Annotated in this window: 20 protein-coding genes; 10 read left to right on the top strand and 10 right to left on the bottom strand. The window is 70.0% G+C overall.

All coding sequences use genetic code 11. The annotated features are described in order from the left end of the window. Positions 1–85 precede the first annotated feature (85 nt). From araD to OG787_RS38265, 4 genes are all read right to left on the bottom strand, one after another. A complete protein-coding gene (araD, locus tag OG787_RS38280) occupies positions 86–1,825 on the bottom strand; it encodes an L-arabinonate dehydratase (protein WP_405538315.1) in 1,740 nt (579 codons plus the stop codon). After that, entirely contained in the window at positions 1,822–2,733 is a 912-nt protein-coding gene (locus tag OG787_RS38275) for a dihydrodipicolinate synthase family protein (RefSeq protein ID WP_369036986.1), read from the bottom strand. Before OG787_RS38275 ends, araD begins: the two co-directional genes overlap by 4 nt. Next, a complete protein-coding gene (locus OG787_RS38270) occupies positions 2,730–3,398 on the bottom strand; it encodes a GntR family transcriptional regulator (protein ID WP_369036987.1) in 669 nt (222 codons plus the stop codon). The genes OG787_RS38275 and OG787_RS38270 overlap by 4 nt, the downstream gene beginning before the upstream one ends. 184 nt (positions 3,399–3,582) lie before the next feature. Continuing rightward, complete coding sequence (locus tag OG787_RS38265; RefSeq protein ID WP_369036988.1) at positions 3,583–4,335, bottom strand: MBL fold metallo-hydrolase; 753 nt, start codon at positions 4,333–4,335, stop codon at positions 3,583–3,585. A 289-nt stretch (positions 4,336–4,624) separates the two neighbouring features. On the opposite strand from OG787_RS38265, the gene OG787_RS38260 reads away from it, so the two are divergent. Then, the gene (locus OG787_RS38260; RefSeq protein ID WP_405538312.1) at positions 4,625–5,839 is read left to right on the top strand and encodes an MFS transporter; all 1,215 of its coding nucleotides are present in this window, start codon (positions 4,625–4,627) and stop codon (positions 5,837–5,839) included. 284 nt (positions 5,840–6,123) lie between these two features. Here the strand turns inward: OG787_RS38260 and OG787_RS38255 are convergent, their stop codons facing one another. Both OG787_RS38255 and OG787_RS38250 read right to left on the bottom strand, forming a co-directional pair. Beyond that, positions 6,124–7,287, bottom strand: coding sequence for a hypothetical protein (locus OG787_RS38255; RefSeq protein ID WP_405538311.1), 1,164 nt, complete (start codon positions 7,285–7,287; stop codon positions 6,124–6,126). Next, on the bottom strand, positions 7,284–8,279 hold the full coding sequence (locus OG787_RS38250; RefSeq protein WP_369037278.1) for a 5-dehydro-4-deoxyglucarate dehydratase: 996 nt from the start codon (positions 8,277–8,279) through the stop codon (positions 7,284–7,286). The genes OG787_RS38255 and OG787_RS38250 overlap by 4 nt, the downstream gene beginning before the upstream one ends. Positions 8,280–8,536: 257 nt before the next feature. On the opposite strand from OG787_RS38250, the gene OG787_RS38245 reads away from it, so the two are divergent. The 7 genes from OG787_RS38245 to OG787_RS38215 all read left to right on the top strand — a co-directional run bounded on the left by OG787_RS38245 (position 8,537) and on the right by OG787_RS38215 (position 16,195). Then, the gene (locus OG787_RS38245) at positions 8,537–9,346 is read left to right on the top strand and encodes an NAD-dependent epimerase/dehydratase family protein (RefSeq protein WP_405538309.1); all 810 of its coding nucleotides are present in this window, start codon (positions 8,537–8,539) and stop codon (positions 9,344–9,346) included. A gap of 307 nt (positions 9,347–9,653) precedes the next feature. Then, positions 9,654–10,421, top strand: a complete 768-nt coding sequence (locus OG787_RS38240; RefSeq protein ID WP_369037280.1) for a DeoR/GlpR family DNA-binding transcription regulator — start codon at positions 9,654–9,656, stop codon at positions 10,419–10,421. A gap of 92 nt (positions 10,422–10,513) precedes the next feature. Next, the gene (locus tag OG787_RS38235; RefSeq protein WP_405538308.1) at positions 10,514–11,884 is read left to right on the top strand and encodes an ABC transporter substrate-binding protein; all 1,371 of its coding nucleotides are present in this window, start codon (positions 10,514–10,516) and stop codon (positions 11,882–11,884) included. Next, positions 11,881–12,819, top strand: coding sequence for a carbohydrate ABC transporter permease (locus OG787_RS38230; protein WP_405538307.1), 939 nt, complete (start codon positions 11,881–11,883; stop codon positions 12,817–12,819). The genes OG787_RS38235 and OG787_RS38230 overlap by 4 nt, the downstream gene beginning before the upstream one ends. Beyond that, positions 12,816–13,676: a carbohydrate ABC transporter permease gene (locus tag OG787_RS38225; RefSeq protein WP_405538305.1), complete on the top strand. Its 861-nt coding sequence runs from the start codon at positions 12,816–12,818 to the stop codon at positions 13,674–13,676. Before OG787_RS38230 ends, OG787_RS38225 begins: the two co-directional genes overlap by 4 nt. Continuing rightward, positions 13,673–14,662, top strand: a complete 990-nt coding sequence (locus OG787_RS38220) for a zinc-dependent alcohol dehydrogenase family protein (RefSeq protein ID WP_405538303.1) — start codon at positions 13,673–13,675, stop codon at positions 14,660–14,662. Before OG787_RS38225 ends, OG787_RS38220 begins: the two co-directional genes overlap by 4 nt. A 339-nt stretch (positions 14,663–15,001) precedes the next feature. After that, positions 15,002–16,195 (top strand): TerD family protein, encoded by a 1,194-nt coding sequence (locus tag OG787_RS38215; protein ID WP_405540711.1) that lies wholly within the window; start codon positions 15,002–15,004, stop codon positions 16,193–16,195. Positions 16,196–16,261: 66 nt separating this feature from the next. Here the strand turns inward: OG787_RS38215 and OG787_RS38210 are convergent, their stop codons facing one another. Further along, positions 16,262–16,756 (bottom strand): FBP domain-containing protein, encoded by a 495-nt coding sequence (locus OG787_RS38210; protein WP_369037285.1) that lies wholly within the window; start codon positions 16,754–16,756, stop codon positions 16,262–16,264. 85 nt (positions 16,757–16,841) lie between these two features. Here OG787_RS38210 and OG787_RS38205 point away from each other — a divergent pair, with 85 nt between their 5' ends. After that, on the top strand, positions 16,842–17,423 hold the full coding sequence (locus OG787_RS38205) for a TetR/AcrR family transcriptional regulator (RefSeq protein ID WP_369037286.1): 582 nt from the start codon (positions 16,842–16,844) through the stop codon (positions 17,421–17,423). A gap of 20 nt (positions 17,424–17,443) precedes the next feature. Next, on the top strand, positions 17,444–18,637 hold the full coding sequence (locus OG787_RS38200; protein WP_369037287.1) for a GDSL-type esterase/lipase family protein: 1,194 nt from the start codon (positions 17,444–17,446) through the stop codon (positions 18,635–18,637). Here the strand turns inward: OG787_RS38200 and OG787_RS38195 are convergent. The 3 genes from OG787_RS38195 to OG787_RS38185 all read right to left on the bottom strand — a co-directional run bounded on the left by OG787_RS38195 (position 18,634) and on the right by OG787_RS38185 (position 22,025). Continuing rightward, positions 18,634–19,650 carry a 1-aminocyclopropane-1-carboxylate deaminase gene (locus tag OG787_RS38195; protein WP_369037288.1) on the bottom strand — a complete coding sequence of 339 codons (1,017 nt, stop codon included), beginning with the start codon at positions 19,648–19,650 and terminating at the stop codon, positions 18,634–18,636. The genes OG787_RS38200 and OG787_RS38195 overlap by 4 nt on opposite strands. Before the next feature lie 15 nt (positions 19,651–19,665). Continuing rightward, positions 19,666–20,340, bottom strand: a complete 675-nt coding sequence (locus OG787_RS38190) for a GntR family transcriptional regulator (RefSeq protein ID WP_369037301.1) — start codon at positions 20,338–20,340, stop codon at positions 19,666–19,668. 101 nt (positions 20,341–20,441) lie between these two features. Continuing rightward, positions 20,442–22,025 carry a TROVE domain-containing protein gene (locus OG787_RS38185; RefSeq protein ID WP_405538301.1) on the bottom strand — a complete coding sequence of 528 codons (1,584 nt, stop codon included), beginning with the start codon at positions 22,023–22,025 and terminating at the stop codon, positions 20,442–20,444. Positions 22,026–22,232 lie beyond the last annotated feature (207 nt).

Raw genomic sequence — 22,232 nt, 5'->3', positions numbered from 1 at the left:
TGGTGCAGGGGTGTGCGGGTGGTGCAGTGGCGTGCGAGTGGCGCATGGCCGTACGGGGTCGTGCGAGGTCGTGCTCTGCTTGCGGTCAGCCCGCGTACGGGTCGTGCACTTTGCCCGGCCGGGCCAGGAACTCGAAGTCGCAGCCGGTGTCGGCCTGGGTGATCTGCTCGTTGTAGAGCGCCCCGTAGCCGCGCTCGTACCGCTCGGCCGGCGGCGTCCACTCCGCCCGCCGAAGCGCCAACTCGCCCTCATCCACGTTGAGTTGAAGCGACCGTCCCTCGACGTCGAGGGTGATGGAGTCCCCGGTGCGGACGAGCGCGAGGGGCCCGCCGACATGCGACTCGGGTGCCACGTGCAGCACGCACGTGCCGTAACTGGTCCCGCTCATCCGGGCGTCGGAGATCCGCACCATGTCCCGTACGCCCTGCTTGAGCAGGTGGTCGGGGATGGGCAGCATCCCGTACTCGGGCATGCCTGGACCGCCCTTGGGACCGGAGCCGCGCAGCACCAGGACCGTGTCGGCGGTGATGCCCAACTCCGGGTCGTTGATGGTGCGTTGCATGGTCCTGTAGTCGTCGAAGACGACCGCGCGTCCGGTGTGCTTGAGCAGGTGCGGCTCGGCGGCGATGTGCTTGATGACGGCACCGTCGGGGCACAGGTTGCCGCGCAGGACGGCGACCCCGCCCTCCTTCGCGACCGGGTTGTCCCGGAGCCGGATGACCTCGTCGTTGTGCACCTGGGCGCCGTCGAGCTGCTCGCGCATGCTGTCGTACGAGACGGTCGGCCGGTCGAGATGCAGCAGGTCGGTGATCCGGGAGAGGAATCCGGGCAGGCCACCGGCGAAGTGGAAGTCCTCCATGAGGTACGTCTGTCCGCCCGGCCGTACGTTGGCCAGCACCGGCACGGTCCGCGCGATGCGGTCGAAGTCGTCCAGGGTGAGCCGGACGCCGGCCCGGCCCGCCATGGCGATCAGATGGATCACGGCGTTGGTGGAGCCGCCGAGGCCGAGCACGGTGGTGACCGCGTCGGTGAAGGCATCGGCGGTGAGGATGTCGCTCAACTTCCGGTCCTGGTGGACCAGTTCGACGATCCTGAGACCGGACGCGGCGGCCATCCGGTCGTGCCCGGAGTCGACGGCCGGGATGCTGGACGCCCCCGGCACGGTCACCCCGAGCGCCTCGGCGGCGGCGGTGAGCGTGGACGCCGTACCCATGGTCATGCAGTGCCCGGGCGAACGCGCGAGCCCGCTCTCCAGCTCCGTCATCTCGCAGTCGCCGATGAGCCCGGCGCGCTTGTCGTCCCAGTACTTCCACATGTCGGTGCCGGAACCGAGGACCTCGTTGCGCCAGTGGCCCGGCAGCATGGGCCCGGCAGGCACGAAAACAGCGGGCAGATCGACGGAGGCAGCCCCCATGAGCAGGGCGGGCGTGGACTTGTCGCAGCCGCCCATCAGGACGGCGCCGTCGACCGGGTACGAGCGCAGCAGCTCCTCGGTCTCCATGGCGAGGAGGTTGCGGTAGAGCATGGGGGTCGGCTTCTGGAAGGTCTCACTGAGGGTGGAGACCGGGAACTCCAGGGGGAATCCGCCCGCCTGCCAGACGCCCCGCTTCACGGCCTGCGCCCGGTCACGGAGGTGCACATGACAGGGATTGATGTCCGACCAGGTGTTGAGAATCGCGATGACGGGCTTGCCGAGGTGCTCTTCGGGGAGGTAGCCGAGCTGGCGGGTACGGGCGCGATGGCTGAAGGAACGAAGCCCGTCGGTCCCGTACCACTGATGACTTCTGAGGTCTTCGGGCCGCTTCCTGACCCTGTCGCCGGTCATATGGACCACCCGGAGGCTATGGCGGCGACCTCGGCGCGTTCGTGCTCGGGCAGGGCGCGGCTCGGCGGGCGGACGTCGCGTCGGCACAGTCCCAGCGAGGCGAGGGCCTCCTTGACGACGGTCACGTTGTTCGCTGAGGCGTTGGCGCCGCGCAGCTCCTCGAAGCGGCGGATCTGCTCCCAGACCTTCATGGCGGCCGGGTAGTCGCCCGATCGAAGCGCTTCGATCATGTTCAGCGAAACGGCCGGGGCGACGTTCACGAGCCCGGAGGTGAAGCCGGTGGCGCCGGCGGAGAAGTAGGAGGGCGCGTAGGGCTCGGCGAGCCCGGCGACCCAGACGAACCGTTCGAGCCCGGCGTCACGGGCGAAGGCGGCGAAGCGGGCGGCGTCCGGGACGGCGTACTTCACACCGATGACGTTGGGACAGACGTCGGCGAGTTCGGCGAGCCGCAGACCGCTGAGCGAGGCGTTGCGCATGTAGGGCACGACGCCAAGCTCCGGAACGGCCTCGGCGATGGCCCGGTGATAGTCGACCCACCCGCCCTCCGAGACATACGGATGGATGGGCTGATGGACCATCACCATCGAGGCGCCGCTGTCGCGGGCGTGCCGGGCGGCGGCCACGGCGGTCGGTACGTCGTGTCCTACGCCGACGAGGATCGCGGCCCGGTCGCCCACCTCGTCGAGGGTCAACTCGGTGACGAGGAGCCGTTCTTCGGGGGTGAGGGTGTAGAACTCGCCCGTATTGCCGTTCGGCGTAAGGGTGTTGATGCCTCCGTCGAGGAGCCGGCGCAGCAGGGCCCGGTGGGCGGGCTGGTCGACGGTGCCGTCCTCGGCGAACGGGGTCACCGGGATCGCCACCACGTCGGCCAGGGCCGCCCGTTGGGTCTCGAAGGCCACGCCGCTCATTCCTGACCGTCCTCTCGCTGGACCTCGGACTCCCCTGCGGGGTAAGCCCGTTGGACGAACGACTCGATATGGGCGTGCAGGGCGCGCGCCGCGCCGTCGGCGTCTCCGTCGAGGGCGAGCCGCAGGATCTCCCGGTGCTCGTCGGCCTCCCGCTCCCAGGAGGGGTTGGCGGCCCAGGCGACGGCCGAGACCAGGGCGGCCTGGTCGCGCACCTCGTCGAGCATCCGGCCGAGCAGCGGATTGCCGCACCGCACATAGAGGGAACGGTGGAACTCCCGGTTGGCCAGGGAGCGTTCGGCGGTGTCGGCGGCCTGATCGGCGCGGGTCAGCGCGTCACGGGCGGCATCGAGCGAAGCTCCTCTCCGCACGGACCGCTTGAGGGCCTCCGGCTCCAGGAGCAGCCGTACGTCGTAGACCTCACGCGCCATGTCCGCGTCCACCATGCGCACCGTGACGCCCTTGTACTGGTTCATCACGACGAGCCCGGTACCGGCCAGCGTCTTGAGCGCCTCGCGCACCGGGGTCTTCGACACCCCGAACTGTGCGGCGAGTTCGGTCTCGACCAGGGCCTGTCCCGGGGTCAACTGCCCGGTGAGGATGCGGTGCTTGATCCCCTCCAGCACGAACTGGGTGCGGGACGGGATCGGCATGGGCACAGAGGTCATGCGCGCCTCTCGAATATCTCACATATCGCGTCTCATATATGACGTACGAAGTACGACGGGTTGAAGGTAGGAGCGGCCGTGTGTTTCGTCAACGCTTCTGACAAAGGAAGTTGACAGAGGGAGGAGAGAGGGAGGAGGGAGAGGAGAGGAGAGGGGAAGCCGAGAAGGAGCCGAGGGAATCGGATCAGATGATCTTGGTCGTGCCCTCGTACGCGGTGTCGGTGGGCCCGCCGAAGACGGCGGCGGCGCGCTCGGTCGCGATGTCGGGGGTGAGCGTGGGCCCTACGTGCGTGATGAGCAACGAAGCGGCCCCCTTCGCGTAAGCGCCGGCGTCCTCCGGAGTCAGATGCACCTGTTCGCCATCGCGATCACCATGCCGGTCGATGTCGGCCTCGCACAGGAACAGGTCGGCGCCCCGGGCGAGTTCGGCGAGCGCGTCGCAGGGTCCGGTGTCACCGGAGTACGCGAACACCTTGCCCTGCGACTCGGCGCGCAGCCCGTACGCCTCGGTGCCGTGAGAGACCGCGCGGGTCGTGAGCCGCAGGTTCCAGTGCCGGACGGTGTGGCCGTCGTACAGGGGCCTGAAGTCGAGGATTCCGCTGAGGAAGGAGGTGTCGGCCCGCCCGAAGAAACCGGCGAGGCGGAGGGCGCAGGAACGCGGGGCGTAGACGGGGATGGGCGCGGGCGGGGTGAGCCCGCCGTACGCGAACCCGTACACGGCGGCAAGCAGATCCGCGCTGTGATCGGCGTGGAGGTGGGAGATCCAGATCGCGGTGAGCCGGGAGGGATCGGTGTGCCGTTGCAACTCCGCGAAGGTTCCGGGCCCGGCGTCGACCCAGATCTCGGCGCCGCCGCCGCGCAGGAGGTAGCCGGAGCAGGGGCGTCCTGGCGTGGGGTGGGGGGAGGCTGTGCCGAGGACGGTGAGGCTCAGGGGCATGCGGGGAGCGTACGGCGCGGAGGGCTCCGCCCGGGGCCGCTCGGAGTTTCTCGCCCCCGCCGCCCCTACCCGTCCCGTCCTCGGGGGCTCCGCCCCCGAACCCCCGCTCCTCAAACGCCGGAGGGGCTGACTACCAGCCCGTCCGGCGTTTGAGGACGAGGCCGTTCAGGCCGAAAGGGGGGTCTGGGGGCGCAGCCCCCAGGGATGGGAACGGGTAGGGGCGGCGGGGGCGAATCTAAGGCACCTTACCGATCCCGGCCCGCACCCCTTAGCCCCACCATGACCAGCCATGACGCCCAGCAACCCGACAGCCCTCCGCATCCTCCGCGACCCCACCACCGCCCCCTGCCTCGCCGCAGTCGTCCTCTCCGGCTTCGGCACCTCCGCCCTCTGGCTGGCCTCCGGCATCTGGGTGAAGGACCTCACCGGCTCCAACACCCTCGCCGCCCTCTGCCTCCTCACGATGTGGGCCCCCACCCTCGCCGGCCCCTTCCTCGGCACAATCGCCGACCGCGTCCCCCGCAAACCCCTCCTCATCCGCACCAACCTCACCCTGGCCGCACTCCTCCTCACCCTCTTCGCCGTCGACTCCCCGGACCGCGTATGGATCCTCTTCTCCGTCCTCTTCCTGTACGGAACGGCAGGGGTCGTGCACGACGCCGCGGAGTCAGCCCTGATGGCACAAGCCGTCGACAAATCACTCCTGGGCGACTTCAACGGCCTGCGCATGACGGCGAACGAGGGCATGAAACTGATAGCCCCACTGGCCGGAGCCGGCCTCTACGCCGCGTACGGCGGCCCGACCGTGGCCCTCCTCGACGCACTGACGTTCGTCCTCGCAGCGATCGTCTACGCGCGAGTGCGCGTAGACGCAGCAGAAGCAGCAGAAGCAGCACCCAAAGCAGCCACCACCACCTGGCGCACCCAACTCACCGAAGGCACCCACCACCTACGCCACCACCCCACCCTCCGCCCCCTCGTCCTGGCGGCCGGCACCACGATGCTCCTCACCGGCATCGCCAGCGCCCTGCTCTACGCCGTCATCGAGTCCCTGGGCCACTCCCCCACCTACGCGGGCCCCCTGTACGTCCTCCAGGGCGTCGGCTCCGTGTTCGTCGGCCTCACCTCGGGCCCGCTCCTACGACGCCTGGGGGAGCGCAAGTTCGCCGCGTACGGCATCGCCCTCACCGCCGTCGCGACCACGCTCAAGGCAGTCCCGTCCGACGCGGTGTTCCTGATCTCCGGCGTGGCGACAGGCATCGGCCTGCCCTGCGCACTCATCGCGGGCCTGACGGCCGTACAACGCGAGACCCCGAACGAACTCCTGGGCCGTACCGCCGCCACCGCCAACACCCTGATGTTCGCGCCCACGGCGATAGGCCTGGCGATAGGCGCGGCCCTGGTCGAACCGGTGGACCACCGAGCGCTGTTGCCCGCACTAGGCCTGGCCCTCCTCCTGACCGCAGCACCCCTGCTGCCTGGCCGCAGGCCCGGTGGGGGCTGATCGCGCAGTTCCCCGCGCCCCTGAAGGGGCGCCCCAGCCGACCGGAGATCACAAGCACAGGCGATACCCCATCAGCGCCGACCAGCACCTCCGGCCCGCCCGACGCTTGAGGACAAGGCCGTTCAGACCGATCTTCCCGCCCTCCCACCCGCACTTTCCCACCCGCCCCGGCACCCCCAGCCCGTCCGGCGTTTGAGGACGAGCGCGTTCAGCGCGAAAGGGGGGTCTGGGGGCGCAGCCCCCAGAAGGATGGGACGGGTAGGGGCGGCGGGGGCGAAACAAACTCACCCCCGCCCAAGCGCCCCCCGCACCAACCCCAAATCCCCATCCGAAGCCAACCCCGCGTGATAAAGCCGCAACTCCGTCGCCCCCAACCCCACCGCCCGCTCCACATCCACCCCGAGCGACCCCGGACTCCCCCCCATCCCCGACACCACGACAAGGTTCGCGGCCAGAACAGCCCCCCGCCGCCCCACCTCCGCGAACGGCGACAGCAACCCCGCCCCACCCGTACACGGCACCACCACACCATCCGCGACAGACAGAATGTGCGCGGGATCCACACCGGGATTCGCACCGACGTGATAGCCGACCGGGTCCGCGTGCAGCAGCACCTGGAAGCCGGCCGGAGCCACCGCCCGAACGGCAGCCACCGCCGCCTCCTGAAGCGTGCGGGCCGTTTCCTCGCGCCACGCGCGCGTGAGGCCCGCCTTCTCCTCCCCGAGCGCCTTCTCGACCCCCGCCCACCCCCCGTCGTCCGGCGCGCCCCGCCACAACGGCTCCAGCGCGCCCCGTACGGCCGCCGCCAGCTCGTCGGGATCGAGGCCCGTCCCGCCGTACCCCGCCCGGCAGGACGGGCAGAAGCAGAGCGCCATCAGATACTGGCCGGCGTCACCGAGCCCGATGGCGCCGGTCTTGTCGTGGGCGTGCAGATGTGTGAGTCCGTACCAGCCCAGCGACTCAAGCTCCGTACCGCGCGCCCCGGGGCGTACCGCCGCCTCCGCCGCCAGATCCACCAGGTACGCGCGCGTGGCGGGCTGCGCGATGCAGGGCGCCCATGGGTAGCGGTCTCCGTACGCGTTGACCACGGAGGTGTCCGGGTGCTCGGCGCCGAGCCGGGAGTTGTGCGCGAGGACGACCCAGGTGTGCACGTCGAGGCCCGCGTCGGCGAGGGCGGCGGCGGCCTCGCCGTAGGCCTCCCCGGGGGCCCACGCCCCGGCCGCGTACGGCCGCAGCTCACGGCCCGCCCAGCGCTCGTCCGGGGGGTACAGCACGGCCGCGTGCTCGGCGGTGACGATGCGGTGGCGCGGGTGGCGCGGCGTCAACGCGCGCGTGGAGTGGTACGCGGAGGCCAGCGTCACCTGTTCCACGCCGAGCGCGGCGATCCGCGGGGCGGCGTCGGGGTCGCCGTTGACGTCCCAGGGATAGACGAATGCGGACGCCTTCACACGCTCTCCTCGAACTCGGAATCGACGACGGCCCCCGAAGCGGCCCCCGTGCCCGTGCCCTCGTCGAGCAACGCGTAACCCCGCTCCACGAGCCGGGCCAGCTGCTTCAGATGCTCCTCGCTCGGCTCGTGCAGCGGCGGCCGGACCTCCCCGACGTCCAGCCCGGTCTGCCGTACGCCCGCCTTGACGAGCGAGACGGCGTACCCGCGCCCCTGCGCGCGCAGCTCGACGAACGGCCGGTAGAAGCCGTCCACGAGCCGGTTCGCGGTCGCGTCGTCGCCGGTGTTGAGGGCCTTGTGGAAGGCGAGGGCGATCTCGGGCGCGAAGCAGAAGACGGCCGACGAGTACAGGGTGACGCCGATGCCCTTGTAGGCGAGCCCGGTCAGTTCGGCGGTCGGCAGCCCGTTGAAGTACAGGAAGTCGCCGGGCACCTCGGCCCGTACGGCACTCACGATCCGCTGCATCAGGTCCAGGTCGCCGACTCCGTCCTTGAGCCCGATGATCCCGTCGGTACGCGCCAGCCCGACGACGGTCTCCGGGGTGAACACGGCGTTGTCGCGCTGGTAGACGATCACCGGCAGGGCGGTGGACGCGGCCAGCTCCCGGTAGTGGCGCAGCAGCCCCTGCTGCCCGGCCACCACCAGGTACGGCGGCATGGCGAGCAGCCCGTCGGCCCCGGCCTCCTCGGCGAGACGCGCGTAGCGCACGGCGAGCGCGGTGCCGTATCCGGCGCCCGCGACCACGGGCACGCGCCCGGCCGTCTCCGCCACCGCCGCCCGTACGCAGTCCTGGAACTCCTCGGGTGTCAGCGCGTGGAACTCCCCGGTGCCGCAGCAGGCGAACACGGCCGCGGCGCCCGCCTCCACCCCCCGGCGCACATGGGCGCGGTAGACGTCGAGGTCGAGCGAGCCGTCGGGGCCGTACGCGGTGACGGGGAAGAACAGCGGCCCGCTCGGGACGGTGAGGCGGGCGGCCAGGGCGGCTGACGTCACGGACTCTCCCTAGACATACACATGCGTGCATGCTTCTGATCCACGTCTACATGTCTGAACGCTGCCACGCTAATCGGCCCCCTTAGGGGCGGTCAAGCGCGCAAACCCGCAACACAGGAGCGGATTCCGCCACCTCGCGCCACACTTGACGAGGCCGGTCCACGATCCCTAGCGTGTCCATGAATGTGAATGCTATACACGAATGCGCCTGCGATGCCGCCTGCCGGAATGTGTCTGCCGACTCCAGGAGACCGAGAATGCCCGCTCCCCGCACCGTCCTGCTCACCGGCGCCGCCGGCGGTCTCGGCACCCTCATGCGGGAACTGCTCCCGTCGTACGGCTACGAACTGCGCCTGTTCGACCTGCTCCCCATCGAGGGCGAGCCGGACGCGATCACCGCGGACCTCACCGACCGGGCGGCGCTGCGCGAGGCCGTGCGGGGCGTCGACGCGATCGTCCACCTCGCGGGCATCTCGCTGGAGTCCTCCTTCGACAAGATCCTGAAGGCGAACATCGAGGGCACGTACAACCTGTACGAGGCCGCGCGCGAGGAGGGCGTCGGACGGATCGTCTTCGCCTCCTCCAACCACGCCGTCGGCTTCACGCCCCGCCCCGAGGGGACCGACCCGCTGATCCCGGTCGCCACCCCGCACCGCCCGGACACCTTCTACGGCCTGTCCAAGTCGTTCGGCGAGGACCTGGCGCAGCTCTACTGGGACAAGCACGGCCTGGAGACCGTCTCGGTGCGCATCGGCTCCTGCTTCGCCGAGCCGACGACCGTACGGATGCTGTCGATCTGGATGAGCCCCGCGGACGGCGCCCGCCTCCTCCACGCGGCCCTGACCGCCGAGGAAGTCGGCCACAGCGTCGTCTACGGCTCCTCCGCCAACACCCGCCTGTGGTGGGACCTCGGCACCGCGCGGGCGCTCGGTTACGACCCGCAGGACGACTCCGAGCCCTACGCCGAGAAACTGATCGCCGAGCAGGGCGAACTCCAGCCCGGCAACGAGGCGCACGCCTACCTCGGCGGCACCTTCGTGACCGACCCGCCCATCTGGCCGTACTAGCTTCTCCAGAGCACGCTGCGGACGGGCGCCGAACGGGCCGCCCGCAGCGTTGTTCGGGCATGGGCGATGGCACGGAATCCGCCGCGACAGCGGCGATTCAGGGGCGCGGGGAACTGCGCGACCAGCCGCAGCCACCCCGCACCCGCAACATGACGGCACCCCCGAGCCCATGGGCGCACCCCGCCCGAACGGGCACAGCCGGTCACTATCGCCCCCGTAACAGACCTGGTCACCGCCACTCGCCCGCTGTAGAACTTCCTCCACAGGGCCCGAACGGGCAACATGGCACAGGAAGGCGGGTGACGACATGACCGGCACCGCAGAGGACCGCCAGCGGCACATCGTGCGCGCCGCCCGTGCCACCGGTTCGGTCGACGTGACCGCCCTCGCCGCCGATCTGGGCGTGGCCAAGGAGACCGTACGACGGGATCTGCGCGCCCTGGAGGATCACGGCCTGGTCCGCCGCACCCACGGCGGCGCCTACCCCGTGGAGAGCGCCGGTTTCGAGACGACGCTCGCCTTCCGCGCCACCAGCCACGTCCCCGAGAAGCGCCGGATCGCCGCCGCGGCGGCCGAGCTGCTCGGGGACGCCGAAACGGTCTTCGTCGACGAGGGGTTCACCCCGCAGCTCATCGCCGAGGCCCTGCCGAGGGACCGGCCGTTGACCGTGGTCACCGCGTCCCTGCCCGTCGCGGGCGCCCTCGCGGAGACCGAGAACACCTCGGTCCTGCTGCTGGGCGGCCGGGTCCGCCCCGGCACCCTCGCGACGGTCGACCACTGGACGACGAAGATGCTGGCCGGCTTCGTCATCGACCTGGCCTTCATCGGCGCCAACGGCATCTCCCGCGAACACGGCCTGACCACGCCCGACCCCGCCGTCAGCGAGGTCAAGGCACAGGCGATGCGGGCCTCCCGGCGCACGGTGTTCGCGGGCGTGCACACCAAGTTCGGGGCGGTGAGCTTCTGCCGGTTCGCCGACATAGGCGACCTGGACACGATCGTCACGAGCACGCTGCTGCCGACGGCGGAGGCGCACCGCTATTCGCTACAGGGACCGCAGGTCCTACGAGTCTGAACCCCCTCCCCTCTCCACAGCACCCCCGTCACAGGCACCCCACCCCACCCCCAAGAGCGCCCCTTATATCCCCATACCTCCAGGAGCGATCCATGCGAACCCCGAGCCGACGGAGGCCGCGAGCCACGCTCGCCCTGGCCGCCGCAGGGACGCTGCTCGCCCCGCTGCTCTCCGGCTGCTGGGCCGGAGCGGGCGGGTCCGGTTCCGGCGGCGACGCCGTCAACGTCCTGATGGTGAACAACCCGCAGATGGTCGAGTTGCAGAAGCTCACCGCGGCCCACTTCACCAAGGAGACCGGCATCAAGGTCAACTTCACCGTCCTGCCCGAGAACGACGTCCGCGACAAGATCAGCCAGGACTTCGCCAACCAGGCGGGCCAGTACGACGTGGCGACCCTCTCCAACTACGAGATCCCGATCTACGCCCGCAACGGCTGGCTGCGCGAGATGAACACGTACGTCGCGAAGGACAGCGCGTACGACGAACAGGACGTCCTCAAGCCGATGCGCGAGTCCCTCACCGGGGACGACGGGAAGCTGTACGGCCAGCCCTTCTACGGCGAGTCGTCCTTCCTGATGTACCGCAAGGACGTGTTCGAGGCGAAGGGCCTCACCATGCCCCCGCACCCCACCTGGACCGAGGTCGCCGACCTGGCGGCGGAGGTGGACGGCGCCGAGTCCGGCATGAAGGGCATCTGCCTTCGCGGACTGCCGGGCTGGGGCGAGGTCATGGCCCCGCTGACGACGGTCGTGAACACCTTCGGCGGCACCTGGTTCGACAAGGACTGGAAGGCGCGGCTCGACTCCCCCGAGTGGAAGCAGGCGGTGACCTTCTACGTCGACCTGGTCCGCGAGCACGGCGAGTCCGGCGCCCCCCAGGCCGGCTTCGCCGAGTGCCTCAACAACATGACCCAGAGCAAGGTCGCCATGTGGTACGACGCCACCTCCGCGGCCGGCTCCCTGGAGTCGGCTAACTCCCCGGTCAAGGGCAGGATCGGCTACGTACCGGCGCCCGTCGAGAAGACGGAGTCCTCCGGCTGGCTCTACACCTGGGCCTGGGGCATCCAGAAGGCCTCCCGAAACCCCGACGACGCCTGGAAGTTCGTGTCGTGGGCGTCAAGCAAGCAGTACGAGCAGCTGGTCGGCGACGAGATCGGCTGGTCCAACGTCCCGGCGGGCAAGCGCGCTTCGACGTACGAGAACGCCGCCTACCGCCAAGAAGCCGCCGCCTTCCAGGAGATGACGAAGGAGGCCATCGAGGGCGCACGCCCCAACGACCCCGGAGTGCAGCCGCGCCCGGCACCCGGCATCCAGTTCGTCGGCATCCCCGAGTTCACCGATCTCGGCACCAAGGTCTCGCAGGAGATCAGCGCGGCCATCGCCGGACGCCAGTCCGTCGAGTCGGCCCTGAAGAAGTCCCAGAAGCTGGCAGAGGAGATCTCCGAGGAGTACGAGGGACGATGACCGCGACGACGACAGCCCCGACAGCCGCACCATCCGTACGCGCCGTGAAGCCCCCGTCGGGCCGCATGCGCGCCTGGGCGACCCGAGCCCCACTCCTCCCCGCCCTGATCTTCATGATCGCCGTGACCCAACTCCCGTTCGTGGCCACGCTGGTGATCTCCTTCTTCGACTGGAACTCGCTGTACCCGAAGGCCCGCCACTTCACGGGCTTCGCCAACTACACGGAGGTCCTGACCGACGCGGACCTGCGCCAGTCGGTGTGGACGACGGTCCTGCTGACGGTGGCGGTGGTCCTGGCGAGCCTGATCCTCGGCCTGGCCCTGGCCCTCCTCCTGGACCGCAGGTTCCGCGGCAGGGGCATCGTCCGCACCCTCCTCATCGCCCCCTTCCTGGTGGTCCCGGTGGCGGCGTCCCTGCTCTGGAAGCACGTGCTCTACAACCCCGAATACGGCCTGCTGAACGGCCTGTTGCACTACGTGGGCGGCCCGCAACCGGACTGGATCTCCAACACCCCGCTCCTGGCGGTGGAGGCATCACTGGTCTGGCAGTGGACGCCGTTCATGATGCTGATCCTGCTGGCGGGACTACAGAGCCGCGACCAGCAGCAGATCGAGGCGGCGAAGGTCGACGGCGCGAACGACTGGCAGATCTTCCGCCACCTGACCCTCCCCCACCTCCGCCGCTACCTCGAACTCGGCGCGCTCCTGGGCTCGATCTACATCGTCCAGAACTTCGACGCGGTCTTCACGATCACGTCGGGCGGCCTGGGCACGGCCAACCTCCCCTACACCGTCTACCAGAGCTTCTACCAGGCTCATGAGAACGGCCTGGCCTCCGCGGCCGGCGTCCTGGTGGTCATCGGCTCGATCATCATCGCGACCTTCGCCCTGCGCGTGGTGTCGTCCCTGTTCCGTGAGGAGGCGTCCCGAGCATGAGCGATACCGCTGTAGGTGTACGTCCGCGCCGCACCCGGGGTACCCGAGGAGCGGGCCTGGGTCTGCTGGCGTGGCTGGCGGGCATCCTGTTCTTCCTCCCGATCGCCTGGATGGCCCTGACGTCCTTCCACTCGGAGGAGGACGCGGCGACCAACCCCCCGTCCTTCGGCGCAGCCCTGACCCTCGACGGCTACCGCGAGTTCTTCGGCACGGGAGGCGGCGCGAGCCCCTGGCCGTCCCTGATCAACTCGACGGTGGCGTCGCTGGCATCAACACTGTTCGTCCTGCTGCTGGCCCTCCCGGCGGCGTACGCGCTCTCGATCCGCCCGGTCCGGAAATGGACGGACGTCCTGTTCTTCTTCCTGTCGACGAAGATGCTGCCGGTGGTGGCGGGCCTGCTGCCGATCTACCTGTTCGCGAAGAACACGGACATGCTGGACAACATCTGGCTGCTGGTCATCCTCTACACGTCGATGAACCTGCCGATCGCGGTGTGGATGATGCAGTCGTTCCTCTCCGAGGTCCCGGTGGCGATCATCGAGGCGGCAAGGGTAGACGGAGCGAAGCTGCCCACGATCCTCACCCGGGTCGTAGCCCCGATAGCCCTCCCGGGCATCGCCGCCACATCCCTGATCTGCTTCATCTTCAGCTGGAACGAGCTGTTGTTCGCACGGGTGCTGACGGGTGTGGTCGCGGAGACGGCCCCCGTCTTCCTCACCGGCTTCATCACCAGCCAGGGTCTGTTCCTGGCGAAGGTGTGCGCCGCGTCGCTCGTCATCTCCCTGCCGGTGCTCGCCGCGGGGTTCGCCGCCCAGGACAAACTGGTCCAGGGCCTGTCACTGGGAGCCGTGAAGTGAAGGCAGCCGTCATCGAGTCCGTGGGCAAGGCCGTCGTCCTGGAGGTCCCGGACCCGACACCGGGCCCCCGCGACGTCGTCGTGGGGGTGGCGGCCTGCGGCCTGTGCGGCACCGACCTGCACATCCTCCAAGGTGAGTTCGCACCGACGCTGCCGATCGTGCCGGGGCACGAGTTCGCGGGGACGGTGGTGGGGGTGGGTGTGTCGGTCACGGAACTGACAGTCGGCGACCGCGTGGCAGTGGACCCCTCCCTCTACTGCCACGAGTGCCGCTACTGCCGCACGGGCCACAACAACCTCTGCGAACGCTGGGCGGCGATCGGGGTGACGACGGCGGGCGGCGCGGCGCAGTACGCAGTGGCTCCAGTCGCCAACTGTGTACGTCTCCCGGAGCACATCCGCACCCAGGACGCGGCGCTGGTGGAGCCGCTGTCGTGCGCGGTACGGGGCTACGACGTACTCCAGTCCCGCCTGGGCGCGCATGTCCTGATCTACGGCTCGGGGACGATGGGCCTGATGATGCTGGAGCTGGCGAAGCGGACGGGCGCGGCGAGTGTCGACGTGGTCGACATCAACGCACAACGCCTGTCCACGGCCCAGTTGCTGGGCGTATCAGGCTCGGCGACGAACGCGGACGAACTGGACCGCCCCCAGGGCTGGGACGTGGTGGTGGACGCGACGGGCAACGCGGCGGCGATCCAGGACGGCCTGGACCGGGTGGCGAAGGCGGGCACGTTCTTGCAGTTCGGCGTGGCGGACTACGCGACCCGGGTCACGATCGACCCGTACCGCATCTACAACCAGGAGATCACCATCACCGGTTCGATGGCGGTCCTGCACAGCTTCGAACGGGCGGCGGAGTTGTTCGCGGCGGGTGTACTGAACCCGGAGATCTTCATCAGCGACCGCCTACCACTGGAGAGCTACCCGCAGGCGCTGGAACAGTTCGCGTCGGGGGTGGGCAGGAAGATCGTGGTGGTCCCGTAGCTTCTCCTCGCCCCCGCCGCCCCTACCCGTTCCCATCCCTGGGGGCTGCCGCCCCCAGACCCCCCCTGTCGGCCTGAACGGCCTCGTCCTCAAACGCCGGACGGGCTGGAGGGTGGGCTGAACGCGGTTGGCCTCGAACGCCGGCCGAGGTTGATCTTTTAGCCCGTCCGGCGTTTGAGGACAAGGCCCGTAGCGGGGGTCTGGGGGCGCACCCCCCAGGGATGGGAACGGGTAGGGGCGGCGGGGGCGAAAACAATCACCAGGCACCCCCTTCCCCCAATCGGACGCCAAGTAAGGGAACGGTAAAACGGGCCCGGTCGTTCACTCGGCATGACAGCTATGACCCCCGGCTCGAACATCCCTCTCTCCACCACACGCGTGACGGTGGACGTCACCGCCCCCGTGCGGCTCGACGTATCGAGCCTGCTGCTCACCGCCGACGGCAAGGTGCGCTCCGACGACGACTTCATCTTCTACAACCAGCCGACCGGCCCGGGCGTGACGTACCGCTCCGGCGGCGGCACCACCCCCGACTCGATCACGGTCGACACCACAGCCGTCCCCCCAGGCATCGAAAAGATCGTCGTCACGGCAAGCCCGGACGCCGCAGGCCAGACCTTCCAGGGCATCGAACCGACGGCCACGATCCGCAACGCGGCCGACAACGCCGTCCTGGCCACGTTCACACCCCCACAGCTCGGCTCCGAAACCGCACTGGTGATCGTCGAGATCTACCTCCGCAACGGCGCCTGGAAGGCCCGCGCGGTGGGCCAGGGCTACGCGAACGGCCTGGCCGGCATCGCCACGGACTTCGGGGTGAGCGTGGAGGAACCGACCCCGGCCCCGGCCCCCGCCCCGGCCGCGCAGCCGACCCCGATCCAACCCCCCACCCCGGTCCAGCCCCCGGCGCCTCCGGCGCCCCCGGCCGCTCCCCCCGCCCCCACCCTCGGCGCCGGCAAGATCAACCTCGACAAGGGCCGCGTAAGCCTCCAGAAGAACCAGACCGTCTCCCTGGTCAAGGGCGGCAAGCCCCTCCTCTCCCAGGTCAAGATGGGCCTCGGCTGGGAGCCCGCGTACCGGGGCAAGGACATCGACCTGGACGCGTCGGTCATCGCGTACGGCCCGCAGCGCAACCACATCGACAGCTGCTACTTCGGCAAGCTCTCCATCGTGAACGGCGCGATCAAGCACTCCGGCGACAACCTCACGGGCGAGGGCGGGGGCGACGACGAGGTCATCGTGGTCGACCTGGGCCGCCTCCCCCAGGAGGTCACCGGCCTGGTCTTCACGGTCAACTCCTTCTCCGGCCAGAAGTTCACGGAGGTGGCGAAGGCGTACTGCCGTCTCCTGGACGCGGCGACGGGCGAGGAACTGGTCCGCTTCGACCTCACCAGCGCCGAAGCGCAGACGGGGGTCATGATGGCGAAGATGATCAAGCAGTTCTCGGGCGAGTGGGAGATGACGGCGATCGGCGACTTCGTGAAGTCCCGCACGGTCAGGGGCATGGTGAAGCCGGCAGCGCAAGCGCTGTAGCCACGCACGACCACCCGCAGAAGCGGACCGTGGGGCAACACCGCCACCCGTCGAACCGTCAAGCCGTCATCCCGTCACCTTGGCGATGAAGGCGGCAAGGTTCCCCACGGTCCGCCGGATCTTCTCCTCCAGAGTGATCGTCTCGTGGAGCCGCGCCCCGGCGCCCGCGTCCTTCCTGCCGCGCACATACAGCGAGCAGCACAGGTCGCCGCATATGTACGCCCCCACCGAGTTGCCCTGCTTCCCCGCCTTCCCCGCCCGCGGCGCGACCATCAGGGACACGCCCCCGGTGTGCGAGGTCAGGCAGATCGAGCACATGCTGCGCCGCGTCTGCCCGAAGGCGGGCGCCGAGCTGCGCAGGACGAGACCGGACGGACGGCCGCTGTCCAGCTCCGCGACCAGGTAGGCACGGTCAGGGGCCTGCGGATCCCGCCACCCCAGGAAGTCCAGGTCCTCCCAGGGCCGGTCGGCCAGATCACGCGGCACGGACAGGCGCCGCGCCTCACCCTTCGTGCAGTTCACGAACGCGGCACGGATCTCTTGCTCAGTCAGCGGCTCCATAACGGCAGGCTAATTTGCCTAAACACTTTAGGCAAACGCATACTCTCCTTAGCCAAACAGGCCCCACGGACGAACGGGAGAGGCCATGGCTGCACGCGCAGGACTGACCACGGAACGCCTGACCAGAGCCGGAGCGGACCTCGCCGACGAGGTCGGCTTCGACCAGGTGACCGCCTCGGAACTCGCCCGGCGCTTCGACGTCAAGGTCGCGAGCCTGTACTCGCACGTGAAGAACACCCACGACCTCAAGACCAGGATCGCCCTCCTCGCCCTGGAGGAACTCGCCGACCGGGCCGCCGACGCCGTGGCCGGACGGGCGGGCAAGGACGCCCTGACCGCCTTCGCGAACGTCTACCGCGAGTACGCCCGGGAACACCCCGGCCGGGCCGCAGCCGCCCGGATGAGACTCGACCCCGAGACGGCGGCGGCCAGCGCGGGCGTCCGGCACGCCCAGATGACCCGGGCGATCCTGCGCGGCTACGACCTGACGGAGCCCGACCAGACCCACGCGGTCCGCCTCCTGGGCAGCGTCTTCCACGGTTACGTCAGCCTGGAACTGGCGGGCGGCTTCAGCCACAGCGCCCCCGACTCGCAGGAGACCTGGACCCGGACCATGGACGCCCTCGACGCCCTGCTGCGCAACTGGCCGTCCCCTTCCCCCCGTTGACCCACAGGCCGAGGACAGACATGCGCACCGAACCCGAGTGGACCACCACCCCCATCACCGCGGACCTCATACGCGGCGCCCTGGACCTGGAACACACCCCCCACGGCGTACTCCCCCACCGCCTGCCCGCCCGGGCCCGCGCCCAGAACACGGACCCCCAACTCGCCATGGCGGAGGCCCAGCCCTCCGGCGTACGGCTGGTCTTCCGCACCCGGGCGACCTCCGTCGAACTGGACACGCTGCCCACCAAGCGCACCTACGTGGGCGCCCCGCCCCGCCCGGACGGCGTGTACGACCTGCTCGTCGACGGCCGCCAGGCCGGCCACGGCAGCGTCACCGGCGGCAACACCCTGACCATCGACATGGCCGCCGGGACCGCCGAGCACCGCCCCGGCACACCCGGAACCCTCCGCTTCACGGGCCTGCCGGACACCATGAAGACCGTCGAGATCTGGCTGCCCCACAACGAGACCACCGAACTCGTGGCCCTCCGCACCGACGCCCCCACCGAACCCGTACCCACACCGCACAAGCACCGCAAAGTCTGGCTGCACCACGGCAGTTCGATCAGCCACGGCTCGGACGCCGCGAGCCCCACGACCACCTGGCCCGCGCTCGCCGCCTCCCTCGGCGGTGTGGAACTGATCAACCTGGGCCTGGGAGGCAGCGCCCTGCTCGACCCGTTCACCGCCCGTGCGATGCGTGACACCCCCGCCGACCTGATCAGCGTCAAGATCGGCATCAATCTGGTCAACACCGATCTGATGCGGCTACGCGCCTTCACCCCGGCCGTCCACGGCTTCCTCGACACCATCCGCGAGGGCCACCCCACGACACCGCTCCTGGTGATCTCGCCCCTCTACTGCCCCATGCACGAGGACACCCCCGGCCCCACCGCCCTGGACTTCACCACGCTCAGCGCCGGCCGACTCCGCTTCCAGCCCATGGGCGACCCGGCCGAACGTGCCGCCGGAAAGCTGACGCTCAACGTCATCCGGGAGGAGCTGGCACGGATCGTGAAGGAGCGGTCGGCAGAGGACCCGAACCTCCACCACCTCGACGGCCGCGCCCTCTACAGCGAGTCCGACTTCGCCGAACTCCCGCTCCCCGACCAGCTCCACCCGGACGCGGCGACCCACCGCCGCATCGGCGAACGCTTCGCCGAACTCGCCCTCGCCACAACGGAACCGCGCTCCTGGAACACGAAGAACTAGAACAGGGCGCTGTACGCGTTCAAGGCGGGCTGCCCGCCCAAGTGCGCGTACAGCACGGTGGACTCCCGCCCGATCTCCCCGCGCGCCACGAGATCGACCATCCCGGCCATCGACTTCCCCTCGTACACGGGATCGGTGACCATCCCCTCCGTACGGGCGGCGAGCCGCATCGCGTCCAGGGTCGTGTCGTCGGGGATCCCGTACACACCCGCGTGATAGCGCTCGTCCAGCTCGACGTCGTCCTGCGTCAACTCACGCTTGAGGCCGATGAGTTGACCCGTGTTGTGGGCGATCCGCGCGATCTGCTCCTTGGTCCGGGCGGGCGCCGCCGACGCGTCGATGCCGAGCACGCGCCGTGACCGGCCGCCCGCCTCCTCCAGCGCGGCGAACCCGGCGACCATCCCGGCCTGGGTGGATCCGGTCACGGAGCACACCACGACCGTGTCGAAGAAGACGCCCAACTCCCGCTCCTGCTCGGCGACTTCGTACGCCCAGCCGGCGAACCCGAGCCCGCCCAGCGGATGGTCGGAGGCACCGGCGGGAATCGCGTACGGCTTGCCGCCGCCCTCCTCCACCTCCCGCAGGGCCAGCTCCCAGCTCTCCTTGAACCCGATCCCGAACCCGGCACGCACCAACCGCACATCGGCCCCGGCGAGCCGGCTGATCAGGATGTTGCCGACCTTGTCGTAGACGGAGTCGGGCCACTCCACCCAACTCTCCTGAACCAGAACACACTTGAGCCCGGCACGCGCCGCACAGGCCGCGACCTGACGGGTGTGGTTGGACTGCACCCCGCCGATCGAGACGAGCGTGTCGCACCCCTTGGCGAGCGCGTCGGCGACGAGGTACTCCAGCTTGCGGGTCTTGTTGCCGCCGTACGCCACACCGGAGTTGCAGTCCTCCCGCTTGGCCCAGAGGGCGGCACCGCCGAGATGCGCGGTGAGCCGCTCCAGCGGATGCACGGGCGAGGAGCCGAAGAGGAGGGGGTAACGCTCGTACGAGGAAAGGGACATGGGGTTCTCCAGGTATCAGTGAGCCTCTTGGCCGGCATCGCCGGCTTCGTCGGCGAGCTCCTCCAGGCCCCGCCAGATCTCCGCGGTGACCCGGACCGCACTGTCCACGTCACCCGCCGCGCAGGCCTCGATCAGCTGCTCGTGCAGCCCGGCCGAACGGCAGTTGCCGCCCTCCCCGAAGCGCCGCCGTTCCAGCCGGCGGATGAGGGGGGTGTAGCGGGCGACGGTGGCAGCGGCGGCGCGGTTGCCGCTGACGCGCACGAGGACGTCGTGCAACTCGTCGTCGGCGTGCAGGGCGGCGTCCACATCACCGGAGCGCACGGCGGCGGCGAACCGCGCGTTGGCCGCGCGCATGACGTCAACGTCCGTGCCCAGCAACCGGGGTACGGCCACCCGAACCGCCAACTCGTGCATGGCCCCGACCACGGCGGCGGCGTCCCGCACCTCGGCGGCCACGACGGGAGTCACCCGCGTATAGCTCTGCGGCTTGCTCTCCAGCAGCCCCTCGTCGACCAGCCGCGAGAACGCCTCCCGCACGGGCGCCCGGGACAACCCGAGCCGCTCCGCCAGCTCGGCATCCCGCACCACCGCGCCGGGCTCGATCTCCCCGGCGACGATGGCGTCCCGGATCGCCGAGTACGCCCGGTCCCTGAGCAGGGTCCGGGGCACAGGCCGTATCGCCGGTCGCATCGCTTCCACAACTAAAATGTTAGATGTCAGTCATGGCGACGCACAAGGGTGTGGCCCGCACCGAAGTACGGGCCACACCGTCAGCTCACTTCAAGCGCGCCTCAGCCGACCCACGGCCAGTCCGCGCTCCGGGCACTCTCCAACAGCGGAACCATCCGGAACGCCGCGTCCGAGAGCCCCCCGAAGGTGTGCCGGTTGGCCGCCCCCGACGGGCCGTGGCCCGCCTTGTACCCGGCGAGGTTCCAGGTGTACACCGGCACGTCGGCCGGTACCTGCGCGGTCGGATCACCGTGCCTGCTGTACGCGTACTGCTCGTCGGTGACGATCAGCACCCGGTCGTGCTTCTTGTAGTGGCGCCGGACCGCCTCGGTCGTGTCGGTGCCGCCCAGGTCGCCGAAGCGGTCCAGGATCTTCAGCACCGACTCGCCCTTGCGGTACTTCACGGCCTTGCTCGACGTACCGAACTCGACGAGATCCGCGTCCGCCGCCCGCAGTGCGAGCGCCGAACCGAAGACCGCCGCCGCGTCGGCCCGGGTGAGTTCCGAGCGCTCGGACAGCCGCGAGAAGAACATCGAACCCGAGCGGTCGACGAGGACCAGCGTCCGCCCGCCCAGCGCCGGCACATTGGCCAGCGAATGCCCGAGCGCCTGCTCCAGCGGGTACGCCCAGCGCAGCGAGGGCGCGTGCCGGTACGCGGCGAGGTAGCGGAAGGGGAACTGCCGCGAGCGCGCGACCTCGGCCGGGTCGCTGATCTTGGCGGCGACCCGCGCCGCGACCTCGTCGCTCACCCCCGCCTGGTCGAAGTTCCGCAGGTTCCGGACGAGTGCCATCGCCCCCATGGACGGAATGACCGCCTCCCAGGCGGCCCTGTCCATCGGCCCCTGCAACCAGCCGGCCAGCGCCTCCCAGGTCATACCGGCATCCGCCAGCCGCTCGGCGCCGCCCGACCCGGTCACGACCTTGCGCCGCTTGGCGGGCCGCAGTGCCATCAGGTCGCGGTGTGCGGTGAGCACGGGCAGCGACTTGGGCACGACGGCCGTGTCCGGGTTGTGGCGCCGGTCGAGGGCGTACTGGAACAGGTCCCCCTGCCACGGCTTGTCCGGGTCCGGCGCCGCGTGCACCAGGTTGAGGATGTCGCCGAAGCGGTAGCCCTTGGACGCCGTGTCGTACTTCAGCAGCGACTTGGCGCTGTAGAGCCGACGTACGGCGTCGGCGACGCCCCGCTTCACCGGCTTGGGGATGTTCCGGCCGTACCGCGAGGTCCAGTAGGCGAGCAGCTCGCCGGGCTCGTCCGGGCGACGCAGCACGGAGTCGATGACCTGCCGGTTGGTCGGGCCGTCGGTGACGTTCGCGTCGAGGCGTGCCTTCACGTACTCGGCGGCGCCCACGATGGCGGCCGTACGCAGGTTGCCCTCGCCGCGCAGCCAGCCGAGCAGGCCGGCCGTCCACGCCGGGTCGGTGACGGCGAGCCGGCGTACGAGCGCGGCGAACCGGTCGTCCCGGTCCTCGCCGCTCTCGTAGAAGGTCTTCTGCGCGACGAAGTTGGCGAGCGACAGCAGGAACAGCTCCGAGCGCTCGTCCCGCTCACGGCCGCGGCCGCCCTCGTACGTACGGAGCACACGCCCCGTCGAGGTGACCCGCGAAGTGGGCTGCGCCTTGGTGCCCTTGGTGTTGAATCGCGCCATGATGAATTCCCCCCCATTCGCCGGCACTTCGTGCGTGGAACGGTTGTTTATGGAGGGAGGCGCAGCAAGAGGAAGGTGACCGAGGTCGAAATCGGCGACGGTTGCTTATAACTGGCGCGTCTTCCATTCCGCCACACCGGCCCTGAGCCGATGACGGGATTCGAACCCGCATGAGGAGTAATCCCCACCAGTTCCCGAAGTATCCGC

It is taken from the genome of Streptomyces sp. NBC_00075 (genome assembly GCF_045041225.1).
GTDB lineage: Bacteria > Actinomycetota > Actinomycetes > Streptomycetales > Streptomycetaceae > Streptomyces > Streptomyces adonidis.
Note: the sequence above shows the minus strand (reverse complement) of the source record. Positions and strands in the feature narration are given on the sequence as shown.

Coding starts and splice junctions, on each gene's coding strand:
- OG787_RS38205 (WP_369037286.1), top strand. CDS start 16,842: ATGGCTGCACGCGCAGGACTGACCACGGAACGCCTGACCAGAGCCGGA.
- OG787_RS38230 (WP_405538307.1), top strand. CDS start 11,881: ATGACCGCGACGACGACAGCCCCGACAGCCGCACCATCCGTACGCGCC.
- OG787_RS38245 (WP_405538309.1), top strand. CDS start 8,537: ATGCCCGCTCCCCGCACCGTCCTGCTCACCGGCGCCGCCGGCGGTCTC.
- OG787_RS38200 (WP_369037287.1), top strand. CDS start 17,444: ATGCGCACCGAACCCGAGTGGACCACCACCCCCATCACCGCGGACCTC.
- OG787_RS38210 (WP_369037285.1), bottom strand. CDS start 16,756: ATGGAGCCGCTGACTGAGCAAGAGATCCGTGCCGCGTTCGTGAACTGC.
- OG787_RS38190 (WP_369037301.1), bottom strand. CDS start 20,340: ATGCGACCGGCGATACGGCCTGTGCCCCGGACCCTGCTCAGGGACCGG.
- araD (WP_405538315.1), bottom strand. CDS start 1,825: ATGACCGGCGACAGGGTCAGGAAGCGGCCCGAAGACCTCAGAAGTCAT.
- OG787_RS38270 (WP_369036987.1), bottom strand. CDS start 3,398: ATGACCTCTGTGCCCATGCCGATCCCGTCCCGCACCCAGTTCGTGCTG.
- OG787_RS38275 (WP_369036986.1), bottom strand. CDS start 2,733: ATGAGCGGCGTGGCCTTCGAGACCCAACGGGCGGCCCTGGCCGACGTG.
- OG787_RS38240 (WP_369037280.1), top strand. CDS start 9,654: ATGACCGGCACCGCAGAGGACCGCCAGCGGCACATCGTGCGCGCCGCC.
- OG787_RS38195 (WP_369037288.1), bottom strand. CDS start 19,650: ATGTCCCTTTCCTCGTACGAGCGTTACCCCCTCCTCTTCGGCTCCTCG.
- OG787_RS38215 (WP_405540711.1), top strand. CDS start 15,002: ATGACCCCCGGCTCGAACATCCCTCTCTCCACCACACGCGTGACGGTG.
- OG787_RS38235 (WP_405538308.1), top strand. CDS start 10,514: ATGCGAACCCCGAGCCGACGGAGGCCGCGAGCCACGCTCGCCCTGGCC.
- OG787_RS38185 (WP_405538301.1), bottom strand. CDS start 22,025: ATGGCGCGATTCAACACCAAGGGCACCAAGGCGCAGCCCACTTCGCGG.
- OG787_RS38265 (WP_369036988.1), bottom strand. CDS start 4,335: ATGCCCCTGAGCCTCACCGTCCTCGGCACAGCCTCCCCCCACCCCACG.
- OG787_RS38225 (WP_405538305.1), top strand. CDS start 12,816: ATGAGCGATACCGCTGTAGGTGTACGTCCGCGCCGCACCCGGGGTACC.
- OG787_RS38260 (WP_405538312.1), top strand. CDS start 4,625: ATGACGCCCAGCAACCCGACAGCCCTCCGCATCCTCCGCGACCCCACC.